Here is an 18,876-nt window from a genome sequence, read left to right on the forward strand (position 1 = left end):
GGTTGCAGCCAGGCGGCAAGCGCATGAGCCCTCGGGAGCTTAGTGAGCTAAGTGACCGAGGCGAAGGTGCGCAGACAACGCTGCTGTGGCGCGAAAGATGAAGGGGAAAACGGCTCCTGAATGTTCAGGGGCCGTTTCGTATTTTATAAGCTGCACCGCTGGTGTCTATCCACAGTGTAGTAACGCATTGATTATTAAGTAATGAGGCTTCAACAATGATACCTGTCGTCGCGCTGGTCGGGCGCCCGAATGTGGGTAAATCCACCTTGTTCAACCGTTTAACCCATACGCGCGATGCGCTGGTGGCGGATTTCCCGGGGCTGACGCGTGACCGCAAGTATGGTCGTGCTGAAATCGAAGGCAATGAGTTCATCATCGTCGATACCGGCGGTATCGACGGCACCGAAGACGGCGTCGAAACGCGCATGGCCGGTCAGTCGCTGCTGGCGATCGAAGAGGCGGACATCGTGCTGTTCATGGTTGACGCCCGCGCCGGCCTGATGCCGGCGGATCAGGGCATCGCCCAGCACCTGCGCAGCCGCCAGAAGGCGACCTTCCTGGTGGCCAACAAGACCGACGGCCTGGATCCGGACACCGCCACCGCCGATTTCTACTCGCTCGGCCTGGGTGAAGTGTTCGCTATCGCCGCTTCCCACGGCCGTGGCGTGACCCAGCTGATCGAACACGTGCTGGTGCCGTTCGTGCCGGAAAAACCGGAAGACGTCGAACTGACCGAGGAAGAGGCCAACGCCGCTTACTGGGCCGAGCAAAACGGTGAAACGCTGGAAGGCGAAGAAGACGAAGAGCCGGAAGAAGAGTTCAACCCGCAGGATCTGCCGATCAAACTGGCGATCGTCGGTCGTCCTAACGTTGGTAAGTCTACGCTCACTAACCGCATCCTCGGCGAGGAGCGTGTGGTGGTGTACGACATGCCGGGCACCACCCGCGACAGCATCTACATTCCGATGGTGCGCGACGAACGCGAATACGTGCTGATCGACACCGCCGGGGTGCGCAAACGCGGCAAGGTGACCGAAACCGTCGAGAAGTTCTCGGTGATCAAGACCCTGCAGGCGATTGAAGACGCCAACGTGGTGCTGCTGGTGATCGACGCGCGTGAAGGCATCTCCGATCAGGATCTCTCGCTGCTCGGCTTTATTCTCAATAGTGGGCGCTCACTGGTGATTGCGGTCAACAAGTGGGACGGCATGAGCGAAGAAGATCGCGAGCACGTGAAAGAGATGCTTGACCTGCGTCTGGGCTTTGTCGACTTCGCGCGCGTGCACTTCATTTCCGCGCTGCACGGCAGCGGCGTCGGCAACCTGTTCGAATCGGTACAGGAAGCCTACGAGTGCGCAACCCGCCGCGTAAACACCTCGATGCTGACCAAAATCATGCAGATGGCGGTTGACGATCACCAGCCGCCGTTGGTGCGCGGCCGCCGCGTGAAGCTGAAATATGCTCACGCCGGCGGTTACAACCCGCCGATCGTGGTGATCCACGGCAACCAGGTCAGCGATCTCGCTGATTCGTACAAGCGCTACCTGATGAACTACTTCCGCCGCTCGCTGAACGTAATGGGGACGCCGATCCGCATCCAGTTCAAAGAGGGTGACAACCCGTTCGCCGGCAAACGCAACCTGCTGACGCCGACCCAGATGCGTAAGCGCAAGCGCCTGATGAGCCACCTGAAAAAGAGCAAGTAATCGCTCATGAGGGGCGCGGCAGTGATGCCGCGCCCTTTTTTATTGGCCCGAAATCGTTTTATTATCTGAAGATTACCTCGCCTGCCTGAAGGAACACCATGTCCTGGGAAAACTGGAGTTTTGCATTTAACGTCACCGTGCCGAATCTGCTGATGATGCTGCTGGGGATCCTGCTGCGCCATTGGCGCCTGATGGATGACCGCTTCGTCGACGGCGCGACCCGCCTGGTGTTCAATCTGGCGCTGCCGTGCCTGCTGTTTTTCAGCATCGCCACCAACCACCCGCAGCTGCTCGGCAACCTGCCGCTGGTGCTGTTCGGCGCGGTCGGCACGCTGGCGACCTTCCTGCTCTTGGAGCTGGCCGCCAAGTGGCTGGTGAAGGAACCGCGTGAGCGCGGGGTGTTCGTGCAGGGCGGTTTCCGCGCCAATACCGCCATCGTCGGCCTGGCCTACGCCATGACCGCCTACGGCAGCGAAGGCATTGCGCTCGCCTCGCTGTACCTGACGGTGACGGTGATCCTGTTCAACGTGCTGTCGGTCATCACCCTCACGCGCAGCCTGCAGGGCGGGCAGGGCAAGAAAATCAGCCACCTGTCGCTGCTGCGTAGCATCGTTACCAACCCGCTGATCATTGGCCTGGTGTGCGGGCTGCTGTATGCGCAAACCGGGCTGGGCATCCCGACCGTGATCCGCCAGACCGGCAGCTATATTTCCGCGCTGTCGCTGCCGCTGGCGCTGCTGTGCACCGGCGCCAGCCTGGATTTTCGCGCCATGTTCCGCTCGTCCAACGTGGCGGCGCTGTCGTCGGCGGCCAAGCTGTTTCTGGTGCCGTGCCTGATGACGCTGGCCGGCTGGCTGTGCGGGTTTCAGGGGGCGGCGCTGGGCATTATCTTCCTGTTTTCCGCCACGCCGACCGCTTCGGGCAGCTATGTGATGACGCGCGCCATGGGCGGCAACGCCACGCTGGCGGCCAATATTATCGCCATCACCACCGTCGGTTCGTTCTTCACCACCGCGTTGGGGATCTATTTCTTGCGCTCATGGGGCGCGATTTAACCTGGAGTCGTTATGGAAGCGCACTGTCCGCAATGCCGTCAGACCATGAAGTGGGTAGCGGGTCACTACCATTGTGAAGCCTGTCAGCACGATTATCGGCAGCTGGCGAGCTGCCCGGAGTGCGGGCAGCCGCTGCAAGAATTGAAAGCCTGCGGGGCGGTGGATTACCTGTGCCAGAACGGGCACGGGCTGATCTCCAAGAAACGGGTGAATTTCAGCTATCAGCCGCTGTAAGCCCTCACTCATCCACCTGTCCGGTTTTCCACAGATCCACCAGCGCCTGCGGCGCGCTGCTTTCCGGGATTAACAGCACGATCTCAGTGCTCAGGGTGGGGCTGGTGTAGTTGATTTGCACGCGGTAGTAGCGCTGGTCGCCGCAGCCGGGGGAGGTGGGCTGGCCTTCTTCCTGCGCATAGGGCAGCGTCTGGTTCAGCAACTGATTCAGGCGCTGCCGCTGCTCCGGCGTGATATCGGCCAGCGCGATGCGGCGCTGGCCCGCCAGTTTGGGAATGTAGGCGAAGCCTCCCTCGCGCGCCAGCTCAATGACCGTATCCTGATTGAGCGTCGGCAGCGGTTTCATTATTCCACCCCCACCTGATGCCAGGCTTGCTGCACCTTGTCCGCTACGCTCTGGTCGAAACGCGCTAGCGCATGTTTCACCGTGGTGCGGGCGAAGGTGGCGAAGTCGGCGTTTTGCGGCAGCGCTTTGTCGCACACCGTGTCATACCAGACATAGCCGGCTTTCTCCCAGGCGAAGCCGCCCAGCGCCGTCGCCGCCAGGTAGAAGGCGCGGTTGGGGATGCCGGAGTTGAGGTGCACGCCGCCGTTGTCTTCCTTGGTTTGGATATAATCCTTCATGCTGGCGGGCTGGGGGTCTTTGCCCAGCAGCGGATCGTCGTAGGCGGTGCCGGGTGCCGACATCGAGCGCAGCCCTTTGCCTTTGATGCCCTTGGCGAGCAGCCCGGCACCGATCAGCCAGTCGGCTTTATCGGCGGTTTGCTGCAGGTGGAACTGCTTGACCAACGAGCCGAACACGTCGGACAACGACTCGTTGAGCGCCCCTGACTGCTGGTAGTAGATCAGCCCGGCTTCGCTCTCGGTCACGCCGTGCGCCAGCTCGTGGCCGACCACGTCGATGGCGATGGTGAAACGGTTGAAAATCTCGCCGTCGCCGTCGCCGAACACCATCTGCTGGCCGTTCCAGAAGGCGTTCTGGTACTCCTTGCCGTAGTGTACGCTGCCGACCAGCGGCAGCCCCTGGTTATCCAGTGAATTGCGGCGGTAGGCCTGCCAGAAGAAATCGTAGGTGACGCCGAGATAGTCGTAGGCCTCGTCCACCGTCACGTCGTGGTTGCTGGGCTGGCCTTCTTTGCGTACCTGTTTGCCGGGCAACTGGGTGCCGTTCTGGGCGTCGTAGATATCGCGGAGCGCTTCGCCGGATCGGGCGTTTTTCTCGGTCGGCGAACGCAGCGGCTTGTTGCCGAGCAGGCTTTGCACGTGGTTCAGCGTGTGCAGCGCGCAGTCGCGCTGCGGGGCATTGCCGTGTTCAATGATGCGGCGCAGCATGTAGGGAGGAATGACGGAACGCATGCGCTGGGCTGGCATAGTGGCTCTCCTTAGGCAAAAATTTTACCTCATCGAATGAATGCACTGTGCCTAAGTGTAGCCTACTCGTCATAAAGCCTGTGGTCATGCGTGCTCACCGCCGGCGCGGTCTTGTGCGGGCTGATGCGCCGCACCGAGGCGCGCACCGCCAGCCGGCCGTGCAGCAGCAGGTTGCACGGCGGCGCGTCGGCGCGCAGCATGCGCCGCTGCAGCAGTTGGATCGCCTCGTAGCCCAGCTCGTCGCGCGGAACCTGCACCGAGGTCAGCGGCACATCGTGGATTTCCGCCAGGTTGAAGCCGTCGGTACTCATCACCGAGACGTCGCCCGGCACGCTCAGCCCCCGCTTGTTGAGCGCCTTGACCGCCCCGACCGCCATGTAGTCGCCGCCGGCCAGGATCGCCGTCGGCAGCGGGGCGTGGCCGTGGAGGCCGTCGAGATAGGTGGTCAGCGCCTGCTCGGCCTCTTCGCCGCCGAAGCCCGAGGTGGTGACCAGATGGCGGCCGTCGTCGAACGGCAAATGATGCCGGGCGTAGGCCTGCCGGATGCCCGCCAGCCGCAGCTCCATGGTGTGGCGGCGCAGACACTGCAAATTGAGGATATGGCTGTGCCCCTGCTGGAACAGGTAGCTGGCGGAGTAATCACCGATCAGCTGATGATCCGGTGAGACGCTGTCCAGCCGCATCTGCCGATCGCTGCAGTTGATCAGCACGCAGGGCTTGTGCAGATCGGCGGCCAGGGTGTGGATATGCTCGTCGTCGATGCCGATGATCAGCGCCGCTTCGGTGTGCGGGTCGCTCATCTTTTCCAGAAACAGCGCGCCGTCGCTGTGTTGCTCTTCCAGCCCGCAGTAGCGGATGCGCACCTCGTGCTCCATCAGCGCGGCGGCGATACCCTGAATGACCTTGTAGTAGAAGATGTCGGTGCGCACGTCGAACGCGCGCTGCGGCGCGAACACCATCACGTTGTTCAGCATCAGCCGGCCGCTGGAAATACCCTGCAGAATGCCGTTTTGCTGCGCACAGTCCAGCACCTTGCGGCGCGCCTCGGCGCTGGTGTTGGCCTTGCCCGCCAGCACGCGGGAAACGGTGCTGATCGACAACCCGGTTTGGCGAGCGATCTCCTGAATTTTCAGCTTTCCGTTCATTCTGTGATCTCCTTCAAATTCGTCCATGAGAATATTTTCACCGCGGATTTTCAGCGTCTTGACCGGCTTTTATGCCCATTATGACTATTTTTTCACCCGCCTGTGAAAATCTTTGCAAAAAACCCCGTTTCGCTGCGCGCTCTCGCTGGGTAGTCTGCATTGGTACACCAATTTTAGCGACCTGTCAGTCCAATTTTAACGGTGTGCGAAAAAGAAAACAAAAAATAAATCATGGGGTTGTGATTGTCTGTCGGCCAATGCTACCGCGCCGACCCGTTTTCACCGCCCCGTGTTTGATAGCACAACGTACCCTACCAAAACGCGCGTCGCCGTCGCCGGCGGCCGCGGGGAGAGAACCGATGAGTGTGGAGATCAATCAGGCGGTCGCGCAGAGCGGCCGGCGCAAGTTCAAATCGCTGCGCTGGTGGATGCTGGCGCTGTTCTTGCTGGGCGTCACGGTCAACTACATCACCCGTAACTCGCTGGGCATTCTGGCGCCGGAGCTGAAAACCAGCCTGAACATGAGCACCGAGCAATATGCCTGGGTGGTGGCGTCGTTCCAGCTGGCCTACACGGTGTTTCAGCCGATCTGCGGCTGGCTGATCGATGTTATCGGCCTGAAGATGGGCTTTCTGATCTGCGCCGGCATTTGGGCGGTGGTATGTATGCTGCACGCCGGCGCCGGCAGCTGGCTGCAACTGGCCATTCTGCGCTTCTTCATGGGGGGCGCGGAGGCGGCGGCCACCCCGGCCAACGCCAAGGCGATCTCCGACTGGTTCCCGAAGAAGGAGCGGCCGATCGCCGCCGGCTGGGCGGGCGTCGGTTTCTCCATCGGCGCCATGCTGGCGCCGCCGATCATCGTCATTGCTCACGTCTCCTTCGGCTGGCAGGGCGCCTTCCTGTTCTCCGGCGGGCTGGCGCTGATCTGGGTGGTGCTGTGGTGGCTGTTCTACCACTCGCCGCAGCAGCACCCGAACCTCAGCCAGCAAGAGTTGGATCTGATCCGCGAAGACAACGAGCCGGTGCTGCCGAAGCTGCCGTTCCTCACCTCGCTGGCCAGCCTGTGCAAGAACAAGAAGTTCTACGGCATCGCCATCCCGGCTTTTCTCGCCGAGCCGGCCTGGGCGGTCTTCAGCTTCTGGGTGCCGCTGTATCTGGCCACCGAACGCGGCATGGATCTGAAACAGATCGCGATGTTTGCCTGGCTGCCGTTCCTGGCGGCGGATATCGGCAGCGTCGCCAGCGGCTATCTCACCACCCTGTACCGCAAATGGTTCGGCTGCAGCCGCGTCAACTCGGTGGTCGCCAGCTCGGTGACCGGCGCTTTCCTGATGGTGTCGCTGGCGTTCGTGGCGATCACTCAAGATCCCTATGTGGCGATCGCGCTGATCTCGATCGGCGGCTTCGGCCACCAGGTGATCTCCTGCATGCTTAGCGCCTTGGTGGTGGAATCGTTCGATAAAAACCAGATGGCGACGGTCAACGGCATGCGCGGTTCCAGCGCCTGGATCGCCAGCTTCCTGTTCACGCTCCTGATCGGCGCGGTATCCGACACCATTGGCTTCAACCCGCTGTTTATCGCCATGGGCTTCTTCGATCTGATCGGCGCTGTGTTCCTGATTGCCCTGATCGCCGAGCGCGGCGGTAAGAAAACACCTTCACACAGCTAAGTGAGATATTTATGAAAACCTTGAAAAACTGGGCGCTGGCGGCGCAGCATGCGGACCACGTCGAGCTGCTGGTCGATGAACGCCACCGTTTCTGCCTGTACGTGCTGGAAAACGATCTGTTCCGCGTGCTGATCAAACGTGAGGGCGAGCTGGCGCTGGATCGCACCTGGAGCATCGCGCCGCAAGAGGATGTGCCCTGGGAGGGGCGCGATCGGCTCAGCGTCGCCGGTTTCAGCCTGCCGGGCTATCAGCTGCGCCAGGAGGGCGATCGGCTGGTGGTCAGCACGCCGCGGCTGCGCGTGACGGTGCATCAGCCGCTGTGGTTGGCGTGGGAGTATTGCAATACCGCCGGCGAGTGGCGGCCCTTGGCGGCGGATCGGCCGACCAGCGCCTACCTGCTCAATGCGCACGGCGACGGTGTGGCGCATTACCAGCGCCGTTTCGCCGATGAGCGCTATTACGGCCTGGGAGAGAAAGCCGGCGATCTGGAGCGCACCGGCCGCCGCTTCGAGATGCGTAACCTGGACGCCATGGGCTACAACGCCGCCAGCACCGATCCGCTGTACAAGCACATTCCGTTCACCATTACCCGCGGGCCGGAGGCGAGCTTTGGCCTGTTCTACGACAACCTGAGCAGCTGTTGGCTGGATCTGGGCAACGAGATCGACAACTACCATACGGCCTATCGCCGCTATCAGGCCGAAGCGGGCGATCTGGATTACTACCTGTTCCTCGGGCCGAAGGTAGTGGACGTCACCAAGGCCTTCGTGCGCCTGACCGGCCGCACCCACTTCGGGCCGAAGTGGAGCCTGGGCTACAGCGGCTCGACCATGCACTACACCGACGCGCCGGACGCCCAGCAGCAGCTGCAGCAGTTCATCGCGCTGTGTCGCCAACACGCCATTCCCTGCGACTCCTTCCAGCTGTCGTCGGGCTACACATCAATCAACAACAAGCGCTACGTGTTCAACTGGAATTACGACAAGGTGCCGCAGCCCAAGCAATTGAGCCAGGCGTTTCACGACGCCGGTCTCAGGCTGGCGGCCAACATCAAGCCGTGCCTGCTGCAGGATCACCCGCAGTATCAGGCGGTGGCGGCGCAGGGGCTGTTTATCCGCGATTCGCAAAGCGACGCGCCCGAGCGCTCCAGCTTCTGGGACGACGAGGGATCGCACCTCGACTTCACCAACCCGGCGGCGGTGCGCTGGTGGCAGCAGGGCGTCACGCAGCAGCTGCTGGAGATGGGCATCGATTCGACCTGGAACGACAACAACGAGTACGAAGTGTGGGACGGCGAAGCGCGCTGCCACGGCTTCGGGCGGCCGATCGCCATCAAGCACATCCGCCCGGTGATGCCACTGCTGATGATGCGCGCCTCGATGGAGGCCCAGCAGCGTTTCGCGCCGCAGAAGCGGCCGTACCTAATCTCGCGCTCCGGCTGCGCCGGCATGCAGCGCTACGTGCAGACCTGGAGCGGCGACAACCGCACCAGCTGGCAGACGCTGCGCTACAACATCCGCATGGGGCTGGGCATGAGCCTGTCCGGGCTGTATAACCTCGGCCACGACGTCGGCGGCTTCTCCGGCGACAAGCCGGACGCGGAGCTGCTGGTGCGCTGGGTGCAAAACGGCGTGATGCATCCGCGTTTCACCATTCACTCCTGGAACGACGACGCCACGGTCAACGAGCCCTGGATGTACCCGGCCGCCACCCCGGCGGTGCGCGAGGCGATCAACCTGCGTTACCGGCTGCTGCCGTATTTCTACACCCTGCTATGGCAGGCCTGCGCCGACGACGAGCCGATGCTGCGCCCGACCTTCCTCGATCATGAACAGGATGCGCGCACCTTCGGCGAGAACGACGATTTTCTGATCGGCCGCGATCTGCTGGTGGCCAGCGTGGTGGAACCGGGGCAGCGCCGGCGTTCGGTGTATCTGCCGGACAACGGCGAAGGCTGGTACTGCTTCTACAGCGGGCAGTGGTTCGGCGGCGGCCAGACGGTGACGCTGGCGGCGCCGCTGGAGCGTCTGCCGCTGCTGGTGCGCGCCGGGGCGGCGCTGCCGCTGTCGCAGCGGCTGGCGCATGTGGACGTGGCCGCCGACGATCGGCGCGAGCTGCGGCTGTTTCCGCTCAAGGGCTGCGGCGCAAGTAGCGGGCTGCTGTTTGAGGACGACGGTGAAAGCGAAGGCTGGCGGCAGGGCGATGCGCTGTGGCTGCGCTGGGAAATGCGCTGCGACCCTCAGCGCATCATGCTGGATATCACGACGGAAGGGCGTTTCCGCCCGGCCTGGCGCACGCTGACGCTCAGCCTGCCGGAAGGCGAGACGCGCGCGCTGTGGGTGAACGGCGAACCGGGCGAGCGTTTTACGCTGGAGTAGGGGCTACTCGGCCGCGCGTTTCTTGCGCGGCTTCTTGGCGACGGTGATGGTTTTCACCTCGCTTTCCACCCAGCCATCCTGCAGGCGGGTTTTCAGCAGTTCGCCGACCTGCGCCTGTTTGGTGGTTTTCAGCAGCTCGCCGCGCGGGGTTTGCGTCACGCTGTAGCCGCGCGCCAGCGTCGCCAGCGGGCTGACGGTTTCCAGTTGGCTGCAGGCCACGCCGAAGCGCTGGCGGTAGGCGTTGAGCTGCCGCTCCATCGCCTGCTGCAGGCGGTATTCCTGCTGCTGCACGCGCTGTTGGTAGCGGTGAATGCGGCCCTGCGGCTGCACCTGTGCCAGCCGCTGCTGGGCGCGTTCGCTGCGGCGGGCGGCCAGGCGCAGCTGTTGCTGCATGCCGTCTTCCATCCGGCGCTGCAGCTTGAACAGCAGCGTCTGCTGGCGCGCCAGGCGCAGATGCGGATGCTGCTGCTGTAAACGGTGATGAATGCGGGTGAACTGCTGCTGGCGCTGCGCCAGGTAGTAATCCATCGCCATCTCCAGCCGCTGCTGCTGCGACTGCAGTTGGCGCAACAGCTCAAGCTGATTGCGGCTGACCAGTTCGGCGGCGGCGGATGGGGTCGGCGCGCGCAGATCGGCGACGAAATCGGCGATGGTGACGTCGGTTTCATGGCCGACGGCGCTGACGATCGGAATGCGGCTGGCGAAGATCGCCCGTGCCACGCGTTCGTCGTTGAAGCTCCACAGATCTTCCAGCGAACCGCCGCCGCGGCCGACGATCAGCACGTCGCATTCATCGCGGCGGTTGGCGGTCTCGATGGCGCGCACGATCTGCATCGGCGCTTCCGCGCCCTGCACCGAGGTGGGATAGATGACGATCGGCAGCGACGGATCGCGCCGCTGCAAGACCTGCAGAATATCGTGCAGCGCCGCGCCGCTGGCGGAGGTGATCACCCCGACGCGTTTGGCCGGGGCGGGCAGCGGCTGCTTGAACTGCTGATCGAACAGCCCTTCGGCGCTCAGGCGCTGTTTCAGCTGCTCGAACTGTTGCTGCAGCAGGCCGTCGCCGGCGGGCTGCATGCTCTCGGCGATCAGCTGGTAGTCGCCGCGTGGTTCATACAGCGTGATGCTGGCGCGCACCAGGACCTGCTGGCCGTTTTGCGGCCGGAAAGTGACGCGGCGGTTGCTGTTGCGGAACATCGCGCAGCGCACCTGGGCGCGGTCGTCTTTCAGCGTGAAATACCAGTGGCCGGAGGCGGGCTGGGAGAGGTTGGAGATCTCGGCGGAGAGCCAAATCTGCCCCATTTCCCTTTCCAGCAGTTGGCGAACCGTCTGATTGAGGCGGCTTACGGTAAAAATGGAAGGCGAAACAGGTAGCGACATGTGACCCAGATCAAATTTCAAAACAATCACTTAATTGGTCGATACTACATGGCTGAAAAAGGTAATCAAGACTTTTTGTAAGAAAGTGCTGGAGGCAACCGATTCCGCTCTGTATAATGCCGCGGCAATATTTTATCTTTTTCACAGCCCACCCTGGTGAGATATTGCCCATGCTACGTATCGCTAAAGAAGCTCTGACGTTTGACGACGTCCTCCTGGTTCCAGCCCACTCCACGGTTCTGCCTAACACCGCAGAGCTCGGCACTCAACTGACCAAAACCATCCGCCTGAACATCCCTATGCTGTCCGCAGCCATGGATACCGTTACCGAATCCGGCCTGGCCATCGCGCTGGCGCAGGAAGGCGGCCTGGGCTTCATCCACAAAAACATGTCCATCGAGCGCCAGGCTGAAGAAGTCAGCCGCGTGAAGAAGCATGAAAGCGGCGTAGTTACCGACCCGCAGACCGTTACCCCATCCACCACGCTGCAGGAAGTGAAAGAGCTGACCGCCCGCAACGGCTTCGCCGGTTACCCGGTCGTGACCGAAGACAACGAGCTGGTCGGCATCATCACCGGCCGCGACGTGCGCTTCGTGACCGATCTGACCCAGCCGGTCACCGCGGTCATGACGCCAAAAGATCGCCTGGTCACCGTGAAAGAAGGTGAAGCGCGCGACGTGGTGCTGCAGAAGATGCACGAAAAGCGCGTAGAAAAAGCGCTGGTGGTGGACGACAGCTTCCACCTGTTGGGTATGATCACCGTTAAAGACTTCCAGAAAGCGGAACGTAAGCCGAACGCCTGTAAAGACGAGCACGGCCGTCTGCGCGTAGGCGCGGCGGTCGGCGCCGGCGCCGGCAACGAAGAGCGCGTTGACGCGCTGGTGGCGGCAGGCGTTGACGTCCTGCTGATCGACTCCTCGCACGGCCACTCCGAAGGCGTGCTGCAGCGCATCCGCGAAACCCGCGCCAAATACCCGGATCTGCAGATCGTCGGCGGCAACGTCGCGACCGCAGCGGGCGCCAAAGCGCTGGCTGAAGCCGGCGTGAGCGCGGTGAAAGTGGGTATCGGCCCTGGCTCCATCTGCACCACCCGCATCGTGACCGGCGTGGGCGTACCGCAGATCACCGCCATCGCCGACGCGGTGGAAGCGCTGGAAGGCACCGGCATTCCGGTTATCGCCGACGGCGGCATCCGCTTCTCCGGCGACATCGCCAAAGCGATCGCCGCAGGCGCATCCTGCGTGATGGTCGGCTCCATGCTGGCGGGCACCGAAGAATCCCCGGGCGAAATCGAGCTGTATCAGGGCCGTTCGTTCAAGTCTTACCGCGGCATGGGCTCGCTGGGCGCGATGTCCAAAGGCTCTTCCGACCGTTACTTCCAGACCGATAACGCCGCCGACAAACTGGTGCCGGAAGGTATCGAAGGCCGCGTCGCCTATAAAGGCATGCTGAAAGCCATCGTCCACCAGCAGATGGGCGGCCTGCGCTCCTGCATGGGCCTGACCGGCTGCGCCACCATCGACGATCTGCGCACCAAGGCGGAGTTCGTGCGCATCAGCGGCGCCGGCATTCAGGAAAGCCACGTGCACGACGTGACCATCACCAAAGAGTCGCCGAACTACCGCATGGGCTAATGCCTTAACCTCTCCTGAGTGAGAGGCCGGGGTGGGGCGCCAAGCCCCATCCCGAAACACACATTTTCGCTCTTTTTCTCTTGTTGCTGGAATTCGCCTCACATGACACAAAATATCCATAAGCATCGCATCCTGATACTGGACTTCGGTTCGCAATACACCCAACTGGTCGCCCGCCGCGTGCGCGAAATCGGCGTTTACTGCGAACTGTGGGCCTGGGACGTTAGCGAAGAGCAGATCCGCGAATTCAACCCAAGCGGCATCATCCTCTCCGGCGGCCCGGAAAGCACCACCGAAGCCGGTAGCCCGCGCGCCCCTGACTACGTGTTCAACGCCGGCGTGCCGGTGCTGGGCGTGTGCTACGGCATGCAGACCATGGCGATGCAGCTGGGTGGCCATGTGCAGGGCTCCAACGAACGCGAGTTCGGCTACGCGCAGGTGGAAATCGTCAAAGAGAGCGCGCTGCTGCGTGATATCGAAGACGCCATCAGCCCGGCCGGCAAACCGCTGCTGGACGTGTGGATGAGCCACGGCGACAAAGTGACCGCGATCCCGTCCGACTTCGTGACCGTCGCCAGCACCGACACCTGCCCGTTCGCCATTATGGCCAACGAAGAAAAACGCTTCTACGGCGTGCAGTTCCACCCGGAAGTGACCCACACCCGCCAGGGCCAGCGCATGCTGGAGCGCTTCGTGCTGGACATCTGCCAGTGTGAAGCCCTGTGGACCCCGGCCACCATCATCGAAGATGCGGTCGAGCGCATCCGCGAGCAGGTGGGTGAAGACCACGTGATCCTCGGCCTGTCCGGCGGCGTAGACTCCTCCGTGACCGCGATGCTGCTGCACCGCGCCATCGGCAAACGCCTGACCTGCGTGTTCGTCGACAACGGCCTGCTGCGCCTGAACGAAGCCAACCAGGTGATGGAAATGTTCGGCGACCACTTCGGCCTGAACATCGTGCACGTCGAGGCGGAAAACCGCTTCCTGACCGCACTGGCGGGCGTGGACGAGCCGGAAGCCAAGCGCAAGATCATCGGCCGCGTGTTCGTTGAAGTGTTCGACGAAGAAGCCTGCAAGCAAGAGCAGGTGAAATGGCTGGCGCAGGGCACCATCTACCCGGACGTGATCGAATCCGCCGCTTCCGCCACCGGCAAAGCGCACGTGATCAAGTCGCACCACAACGTGGGCGGCCTGCCGAAAGAGATGAAGCTGGGCCTGGTCGAGCCGCTGAAAGAGCTGTTCAAAGACGAAGTGCGCAAGATCGGCCTGGAGCTGGGCCTGCCGTACGACATGCTATTCCGTCACCCGTTCCCGGGCCCGGGTCTGGGCGTGCGCGTGCTGGGCGAAGTGAAGAAAGAGTACTGCGATCTGCTGCGCCGCGCCGACGCCATCTTCATCGAAGAGCTGCACAAAGCCGACCTGTACAACAAAGTCAGCCAGGCGTTCACCGTGTTCCTGCCGGTGCGTTCGGTCGGCGTGATGGGCGACGGCCGCAAATACGACTGGGTGGTCTCCCTGCGTGCGGTAGAAACCATCGACTTCATGACCGCGCACTGGGCGCACCTGCCGTATGACTTCCTCGGCCGCGTCTCCAACCGCATCATCAACGAAGTGGACGGCATCTCCCGCGTGGTGTACGACATCAGCGGCAAGCCGCCGGCGACGATTGAGTGGGAGTGATTTGACACTTCCCGCAGCCTGTTCGTAACTAGGTCTTAGTGACTAAAACCCTCTGTTTTTACAGAGGGTTTTTCTTTGTATGGCCATATCTTTTCTGCCTGTTGTCAGCCATGAGGTAAGTTATGGGTAAAGCCGAACATTGTTTGTGGTCTAAATATGGCCTATGTTCAGACCTTGGTATGATTTGATAGCGCCAGGGGGCATGAAGAAAGTAGAGACCATCGGTTACGTTAAAAAGAACGGGCCATGCTCGATCTCTCTGAACCTATCTATGGGGGATCGCATCACTCGTCCTGCTCATCATACTTACGTTGGCACTCCTGAATCGCCTCAATATTCCCTAACGTCCAGTCGAACAGTATCGAGAACGGCCCCTGCAGGGATTTGCCGAGCGGCGTCAGCGAATACTCGACGCCAAGCACCCGCCCATCCAACACTTTGCGATGCACCATGCCGTTGCGTTCCAATTTGCGTAGGGTCTGGGTCAGCACGCGTTGCGTGACGCCATCCAGACGGCGCTTGATGGCGTTGAAACGCTGCGGCTCGCGCAGCACTTCCAGCACCATCATGGACCATTTATCGGCAATCTGATCGAGCACGATGCGGCTCGGGCAGTCGGCGCGGTAAACAACATCGGTCTTATCCATCGGTATCTTCCTGCATCCCTGGGATGCTTCAGGTGCGTAATTGACGCCAGGTATGCAAAGTATACCATTCGAAACACGGCGCGAATAACCCGCACTTGTACCCCAGGTAAAAGGACATTGAGATGACAGATACAGATTTCAGCAAACTCAGGCTGTCTCATGCGCACGGCGTGATGACGATCGCTATCGATAACCCACCGGTAAACGTACTCGATGTGGCGCTGATGTCGGAAATCAGCCGTTTATTGCTCGCGGTGCGTGACGATCCGGATACGCGGGTGTTGGTATTCCAGAGCGCGAACCCAGCGTTCTTTATTGCTCACGTCGACATGACCTTGATCGATGAGCCGCACGCTTTCGACGAACTGGCGAGCAACGCGCCGGAGGGGCTTAATCCGTTCCAGGCGTTTGGCGAACTGCTGCGCAGCCAGCCGCAGGTCACTCTCGTTAAGCTGGCTGGGCTGGCGCGCGGCGGCGGCGCCGAGTTTGTGGCGGCGGCCGATATGGCTTTCGCGGCACGGGAAGCGGCGGGGCTGGCCCAGTGCGAGGCCTTGATGGGCATTACGCCCGGCGGCGGTGCGACGCAGTATCTGACGAGTCGAATGACGCGCGGCCGCGCTCTGGAAGTGATCTTGGGCGCCGATCTCATCGATGCCGCTACCGCAGAGCGTTATGGCTGGATTAACCGTGCCTTGCCTGCCGCCGAGCTCGATGATTTCGTCGAGCGGTTAGCGCGCAATATCGCGGCATTGCCAGAGGGCGTGATTGCGGCGGCCAAGCAGGCGATGCCTGTACCGGATCTGCAGGCCGGTTTTTATCGCGAGCACGACGCCTGGGCGGGATTGTTCGCACGCCCGGCCGCGGAGCGGTTGATCCGCGGCGGGCTGAAGGCCGGTGCGCAAACCCCGGAGGGGGAGCGCAACCTTGAAGGCCTGCTGCGGCATCTTGCCCGCTAAGGCGCCGCCGCGCGCTAGCCGGCCCCCCACTGCGTCAGCAGCGCATGCAGCCTGGCCGGCTCCAGCGGTTTGCGCAGCACCAGATAGCCTTCCTGCTCGGCCTCTTGCAATATCTGCGAGTTGAACTCGCCGCTGACCATGGCGCCGCTCACGTCCGGCAGGCGTTCGAACAGCGCTTTCAGGATGTCGAAACCGCTCTCGCCGGAACGCAGGCGCTGGTCGCACAGCACGGCGAACGGCGTAAAACCGTCGTCGACGATGGCGAAGGCTTCCTCGGCGGAGGCCGCGCAGCGCACGGTGATGCCCCAGGTGCTCATCAGGCTCTCCCAGGCAGAGGTCACCAAAGGATCGTCGTCCACCACCAGGCAGGCGCCGCGCAGCGGTGCATAGCGGGTAGGCGTGGCGGTGTTGTCGTAGGCGGCCGCGGTTTCCGGCGCTTTGTCTTCGCCGACGTATTGCGTGAAGCGCATCCAGAAGCGCGAGCCTTTGCCTTCGACGGAGTGCATGCCGTACTTCACCTTCATCAGCTTGGCGCAGCGCGCCACCACCGCCAGCCCCAGCCCGTGGCCGGCGCTGTCGATTTTCCATGCCAGCTCGGGGCGGTAGTAAGGGGAGAAGATTTTGCTTTTCTCTTCGTCGGCGATGCCCACGCCGGTGTCCCACACTTCCACCAGGCACTCGGCGCCGCGCGGGCGGATGGCGATCAGCACGCCGCCCCGTTGCGTGTAGCGCAAGGCGTTTTGGATCAGGTTGATCAACGATTGCCGCACCAGCAGCGGATCGCCCATCACGCTGATGCGCCGTTTAGGCCGCCAGGTGCGCAGCGCCAGGGCACGGCTGTTGGCCTCTTCGCGGAACAGGGTGATCACCGAGTCGAGCAGGGCGCCGATATCCACATGGGTGGCGGCGGTGCGCACGTTGCCGGATTCGATCTTGCTGAGATCGAGCAATGAATTGAACATCAAATGCACCGAACGCACGCTCTGCTGCAGATCCAGCAGCTGCGGCGTCAGGCTGTCGTCGCGGTTTTTGTGGATGATGGCTTCGATCAGAAAGCCCATGGCGTGCACCGGTTGGCGCAGATCGTGGCTGGCGGTGGTCAGGAACTGGTTCTTGTCCAGCAGCGCCTGTTCCGCCTCCTCTTTAGCCTGGCGGAACTGCTCCGCCAAGCGCGAGCTTTGTTCTTCGAGCAACGCCTGCTGGATAAAGAACGCATGCGAGGTTAACGCGTGGCGGTAAATGGCGAAGCCGTACAGCAAGTTCAGCATCAGCACGATGAACATCACGTCTTCCAGCCGCCAGATGATGCCGAGGTTCAGCAGCCCCCAGGAGGCGAAGAAAAAGCGGGTAAAGGTGCTGATAACCGGCGTCAGATGCGTTGCGTTGGCAGCAACGATCGCGGCGATGCTGATATTGAGCAGCAGAAAAAAGTCAAAGTTATGGGTCTGCGGGGTAATTAAATAGAGTGATGAGATCCCCAGCCCGTGAATAAAAGCCACCTTATTAATGCGCGGCAGCCAGCGGCGCAGCACGGTGTCTTCATCATTTTCCTTGGCCTCACGCAGGTAGCGACGATGTCCTATTCGGATCGCCACGGCACATAGCAGGTAAACGATGATCCAGGTAATTGTTGGGCCGAGTTTGTCGCCCAGCAAATAAATCCAGATGGCGAACGGGATGCCGACGAAAGGCACGGCGGTGAAACTGAACACCAACCGCATGAAGGTGTTGTCCAGCAGGCGGATCTGTGCGCGTGGGGAGATGCCATCATTTTGTAAATTCTGGAAAAACCTCATGGCGACGGATCCCGTTTGCCGTGCAGCAGCGTGATGGCTTCCACCCGGCTGTTGACGCCGATCTTTTTCAAGATATTGCTGATATGCTCTTTCACGGTCGGCTCGGAAATAGACAGTTGCGTTGCGATTCTTTTATTTGGCAGACCGCGCAACATCATAGTTAATACGTCGATTTGCCTTGGCGTTAAATTGAACTTATTTAAATGGTCATGGTTGTTTTTAATGGCGGATTCATTTCCTTCCGGGAACCACTCCTGATTATTATTTAGCGCAAAAACCGCCCTGGCGAATAATTCAGGTGGCTCGTTTTTTAATACGAAACCGTGCCCGCCGGCATTGTGCACTTTCTGCCAGATATCGTTATTCTCGTCGCCGCTGACTACTAAAATCCGTACCTGCGGATAACGTTGTTTTACTTCTTTGAGTAATTTCAACGCCGTACCGGAAGAGAGCCAAAAATCGATCACCAGTAAACGCGGCGGGCCATTTTCCCTAATATGGCGGTAGCAATTCTCTTCATTGGTCACCACATGCGCCTGTTTGAATCGGCAATGCGTGCTGAGAAAATTGGCGATGCCGCTTGCTACCAATGGATGGTCATCAACGACCAACGCATAATCCTGCCCCAAAGGATTCTCCTTTCGCTTTCACAGTTCAGATAGGTCTGATGAATTATTATCAACCCTCCCTACTTTAGGAGGGTTTTTTCGTTTAGGAAAGGGAAATATATTATTCGAGGATTTGGATAAGAGAAAACATAAAGCCAATCGATAATTTTAACTGATTGGTTATAAAGGATAATTTATGAAGAAACCACTTATCGCTTTAACCGTTACGATGATGATAGCCGGTTGTTCCACCCTGAAAACCGATCAGGCCATTCCATTACTGCAGGCGGAAACCGCCAAAATGCTGGGCCTGGGCTCATCGGACGAAATTACCGTGACCAATGTCAATGGCGCACAGCCAGATGCGCTGGGCGGCCAAAAACTTTCTTATCGCGCCACCACGGAAAAAGGCCGTATTTTCGATTGTTCGTCGCTGATGATGCCGGGAATTTTAGGTTCGTCGCCGTCGCTGAGCGCGCCGACCTGTACGCCGGTGGTCACGCACAAATAATTCGCTTTGGGGGGCGGCATTGCCGCTTCCTGGTTTTCCATCGTCGGAGCGTCAGCGCCGGGGGGCAATAAGCTTTTGCTTCGACGATCACTAAACCGGCGTGCG

Annotated in this window: 16 protein-coding genes; 9 read left to right on the forward strand and 7 right to left on the reverse strand. The window is 61.1% G+C overall.

What is annotated here, in order from left to right:
* Nucleotides 1–215: 215 nt before the first annotated feature.
* From der to C9411_RS20525, 3 genes are all read left to right on the forward strand, one after another.
* The gene (der, locus tag C9411_RS20515) at nucleotides 216–1,706 is read left to right on the forward strand and encodes a ribosome biogenesis GTPase Der (RefSeq protein ID WP_019452357.1); all 1,491 of its coding nucleotides are present in this window, start codon (nucleotides 216–218) and stop codon (nucleotides 1,704–1,706) included.
* Between the two features lie 98 nt (nucleotides 1,707–1,804).
* Nucleotides 1,805–2,761 carry an AEC family transporter gene (locus C9411_RS20520; protein WP_107227815.1) on the forward strand — a complete coding sequence of 319 codons (957 nt, stop codon included), beginning with the start codon at nucleotides 1,805–1,807 and terminating at the stop codon, nucleotides 2,759–2,761.
* 12 nt (nucleotides 2,762–2,773) lie between these two features.
* Complete coding sequence (locus C9411_RS20525; protein WP_047730076.1) at nucleotides 2,774–2,995, forward strand: zinc ribbon domain-containing protein; 222 nt, start codon at nucleotides 2,774–2,776, stop codon at nucleotides 2,993–2,995.
* A 4-nt stretch (nucleotides 2,996–2,999) separates the two neighbouring features.
* Here C9411_RS20525 and C9411_RS20530 read toward each other — a convergent pair whose 3' ends face one another.
* The 3 genes from C9411_RS20530 to C9411_RS20540 all read right to left on the reverse strand — a co-directional run bounded on the left by C9411_RS20530 (nucleotide 3,000) and on the right by C9411_RS20540 (nucleotide 5,511).
* Nucleotides 3,000–3,341, reverse strand: coding sequence for a protealysin inhibitor emfourin (locus C9411_RS20530; RefSeq protein ID WP_033635587.1), 342 nt, complete (start codon nucleotides 3,339–3,341; stop codon nucleotides 3,000–3,002).
* On the reverse strand, nucleotides 3,341–4,366 hold the full coding sequence (locus C9411_RS20535; RefSeq protein WP_063990532.1) for a M4 family metallopeptidase: 1,026 nt from the start codon (nucleotides 4,364–4,366) through the stop codon (nucleotides 3,341–3,343). The genes C9411_RS20530 and C9411_RS20535 overlap by 1 nt, the downstream gene beginning before the upstream one ends.
* A 62-nt stretch (nucleotides 4,367–4,428) precedes the next feature.
* On the reverse strand, nucleotides 4,429–5,511 hold the full coding sequence (locus C9411_RS20540; RefSeq protein WP_107227816.1) for a LacI family DNA-binding transcriptional regulator: 1,083 nt from the start codon (nucleotides 5,509–5,511) through the stop codon (nucleotides 4,429–4,431).
* Nucleotides 5,512–5,870: 359 nt separating this feature from the next.
* Here C9411_RS20540 and C9411_RS20545 point away from each other — a divergent pair, with 359 nt between their 5' ends.
* Both C9411_RS20545 and C9411_RS20550 read left to right on the forward strand, forming a co-directional pair.
* Nucleotides 5,871–7,181: an MFS transporter gene (locus tag C9411_RS20545; RefSeq protein WP_063990531.1), complete on the forward strand. Its 1,311-nt coding sequence runs from the start codon at nucleotides 5,871–5,873 to the stop codon at nucleotides 7,179–7,181.
* An 11-nt stretch (nucleotides 7,182–7,192) separates the two neighbouring features.
* Nucleotides 7,193–9,559, forward strand: coding sequence for a TIM-barrel domain-containing protein (locus C9411_RS20550; protein WP_107227817.1), 2,367 nt, complete (start codon nucleotides 7,193–7,195; stop codon nucleotides 9,557–9,559).
* 3 nt (nucleotides 9,560–9,562) lie between these two features.
* On the opposite strand, the gene xseA is transcribed toward C9411_RS20550, so the two are convergent.
* The gene (xseA, locus tag C9411_RS20555) at nucleotides 9,563–10,939 is read right to left on the reverse strand and encodes an exodeoxyribonuclease VII large subunit (RefSeq protein WP_049191607.1); all 1,377 of its coding nucleotides are present in this window, start codon (nucleotides 10,937–10,939) and stop codon (nucleotides 9,563–9,565) included.
* 170 nt (nucleotides 10,940–11,109) lie between these two features.
* On the opposite strand from xseA, the gene guaB reads away from it, so the two are divergent.
* Nucleotides 11,110–12,573 (forward strand): IMP dehydrogenase, encoded by a 1,464-nt coding sequence (guaB, locus tag C9411_RS20565; RefSeq protein WP_033635581.1) that lies wholly within the window; start codon nucleotides 11,110–11,112, stop codon nucleotides 12,571–12,573.
* A 102-nt stretch (nucleotides 12,574–12,675) separates the two neighbouring features.
* Nucleotides 12,676–14,253, forward strand: coding sequence for a glutamine-hydrolyzing GMP synthase (guaA, locus tag C9411_RS20570; protein ID WP_063990529.1), 1,578 nt, complete (start codon nucleotides 12,676–12,678; stop codon nucleotides 14,251–14,253).
* Nucleotides 14,254–14,537: 284 nt separating this feature from the next.
* On the opposite strand, the gene C9411_RS20575 is transcribed toward guaA, so the two are convergent.
* Nucleotides 14,538–14,900, reverse strand: a complete 363-nt coding sequence (locus C9411_RS20575) for a helix-turn-helix domain-containing protein (RefSeq protein WP_033635579.1) — start codon at nucleotides 14,898–14,900, stop codon at nucleotides 14,538–14,540.
* Between the two features lie 122 nt (nucleotides 14,901–15,022).
* On the opposite strand from C9411_RS20575, the gene C9411_RS20580 reads away from it, so the two are divergent.
* A complete protein-coding gene (locus tag C9411_RS20580; RefSeq protein ID WP_103773029.1) occupies nucleotides 15,023–15,856 on the forward strand; it encodes an enoyl-CoA hydratase/isomerase family protein in 834 nt (277 codons plus the stop codon).
* A 14-nt stretch (nucleotides 15,857–15,870) separates the two neighbouring features.
* Here the strand turns inward: C9411_RS20580 and C9411_RS20585 are convergent, their stop codons facing one another.
* Complete coding sequence (locus C9411_RS20585) at nucleotides 15,871–17,652, reverse strand: hybrid sensor histidine kinase/response regulator (protein ID WP_063990527.1); 1,782 nt, start codon at nucleotides 17,650–17,652, stop codon at nucleotides 15,871–15,873.
* Nucleotides 17,649–18,281 carry a response regulator transcription factor gene (locus tag C9411_RS20590; RefSeq protein ID WP_063990526.1) on the reverse strand — a complete coding sequence of 211 codons (633 nt, stop codon included), beginning with the start codon at nucleotides 18,279–18,281 and terminating at the stop codon, nucleotides 17,649–17,651. The genes C9411_RS20585 and C9411_RS20590 overlap by 4 nt, the downstream gene beginning before the upstream one ends.
* Nucleotides 18,282–18,456: 175 nt before the next feature.
* Here C9411_RS20590 and C9411_RS20595 point away from each other — a divergent pair, with 175 nt between their 5' ends.
* Entirely contained in the window at nucleotides 18,457–18,771 is a 315-nt protein-coding gene (locus C9411_RS20595) for a hypothetical protein (protein WP_025303891.1), read from the forward strand.
* The last annotated feature ends 105 nt before the right edge of the window (nucleotides 18,772–18,876 follow it).

This window comes from Serratia sp. Nf2 (genome assembly GCF_003028435.1).
GTDB lineage: Bacteria > Pseudomonadota > Gammaproteobacteria > Enterobacterales > Enterobacteriaceae > Serratia > Serratia marcescens_L.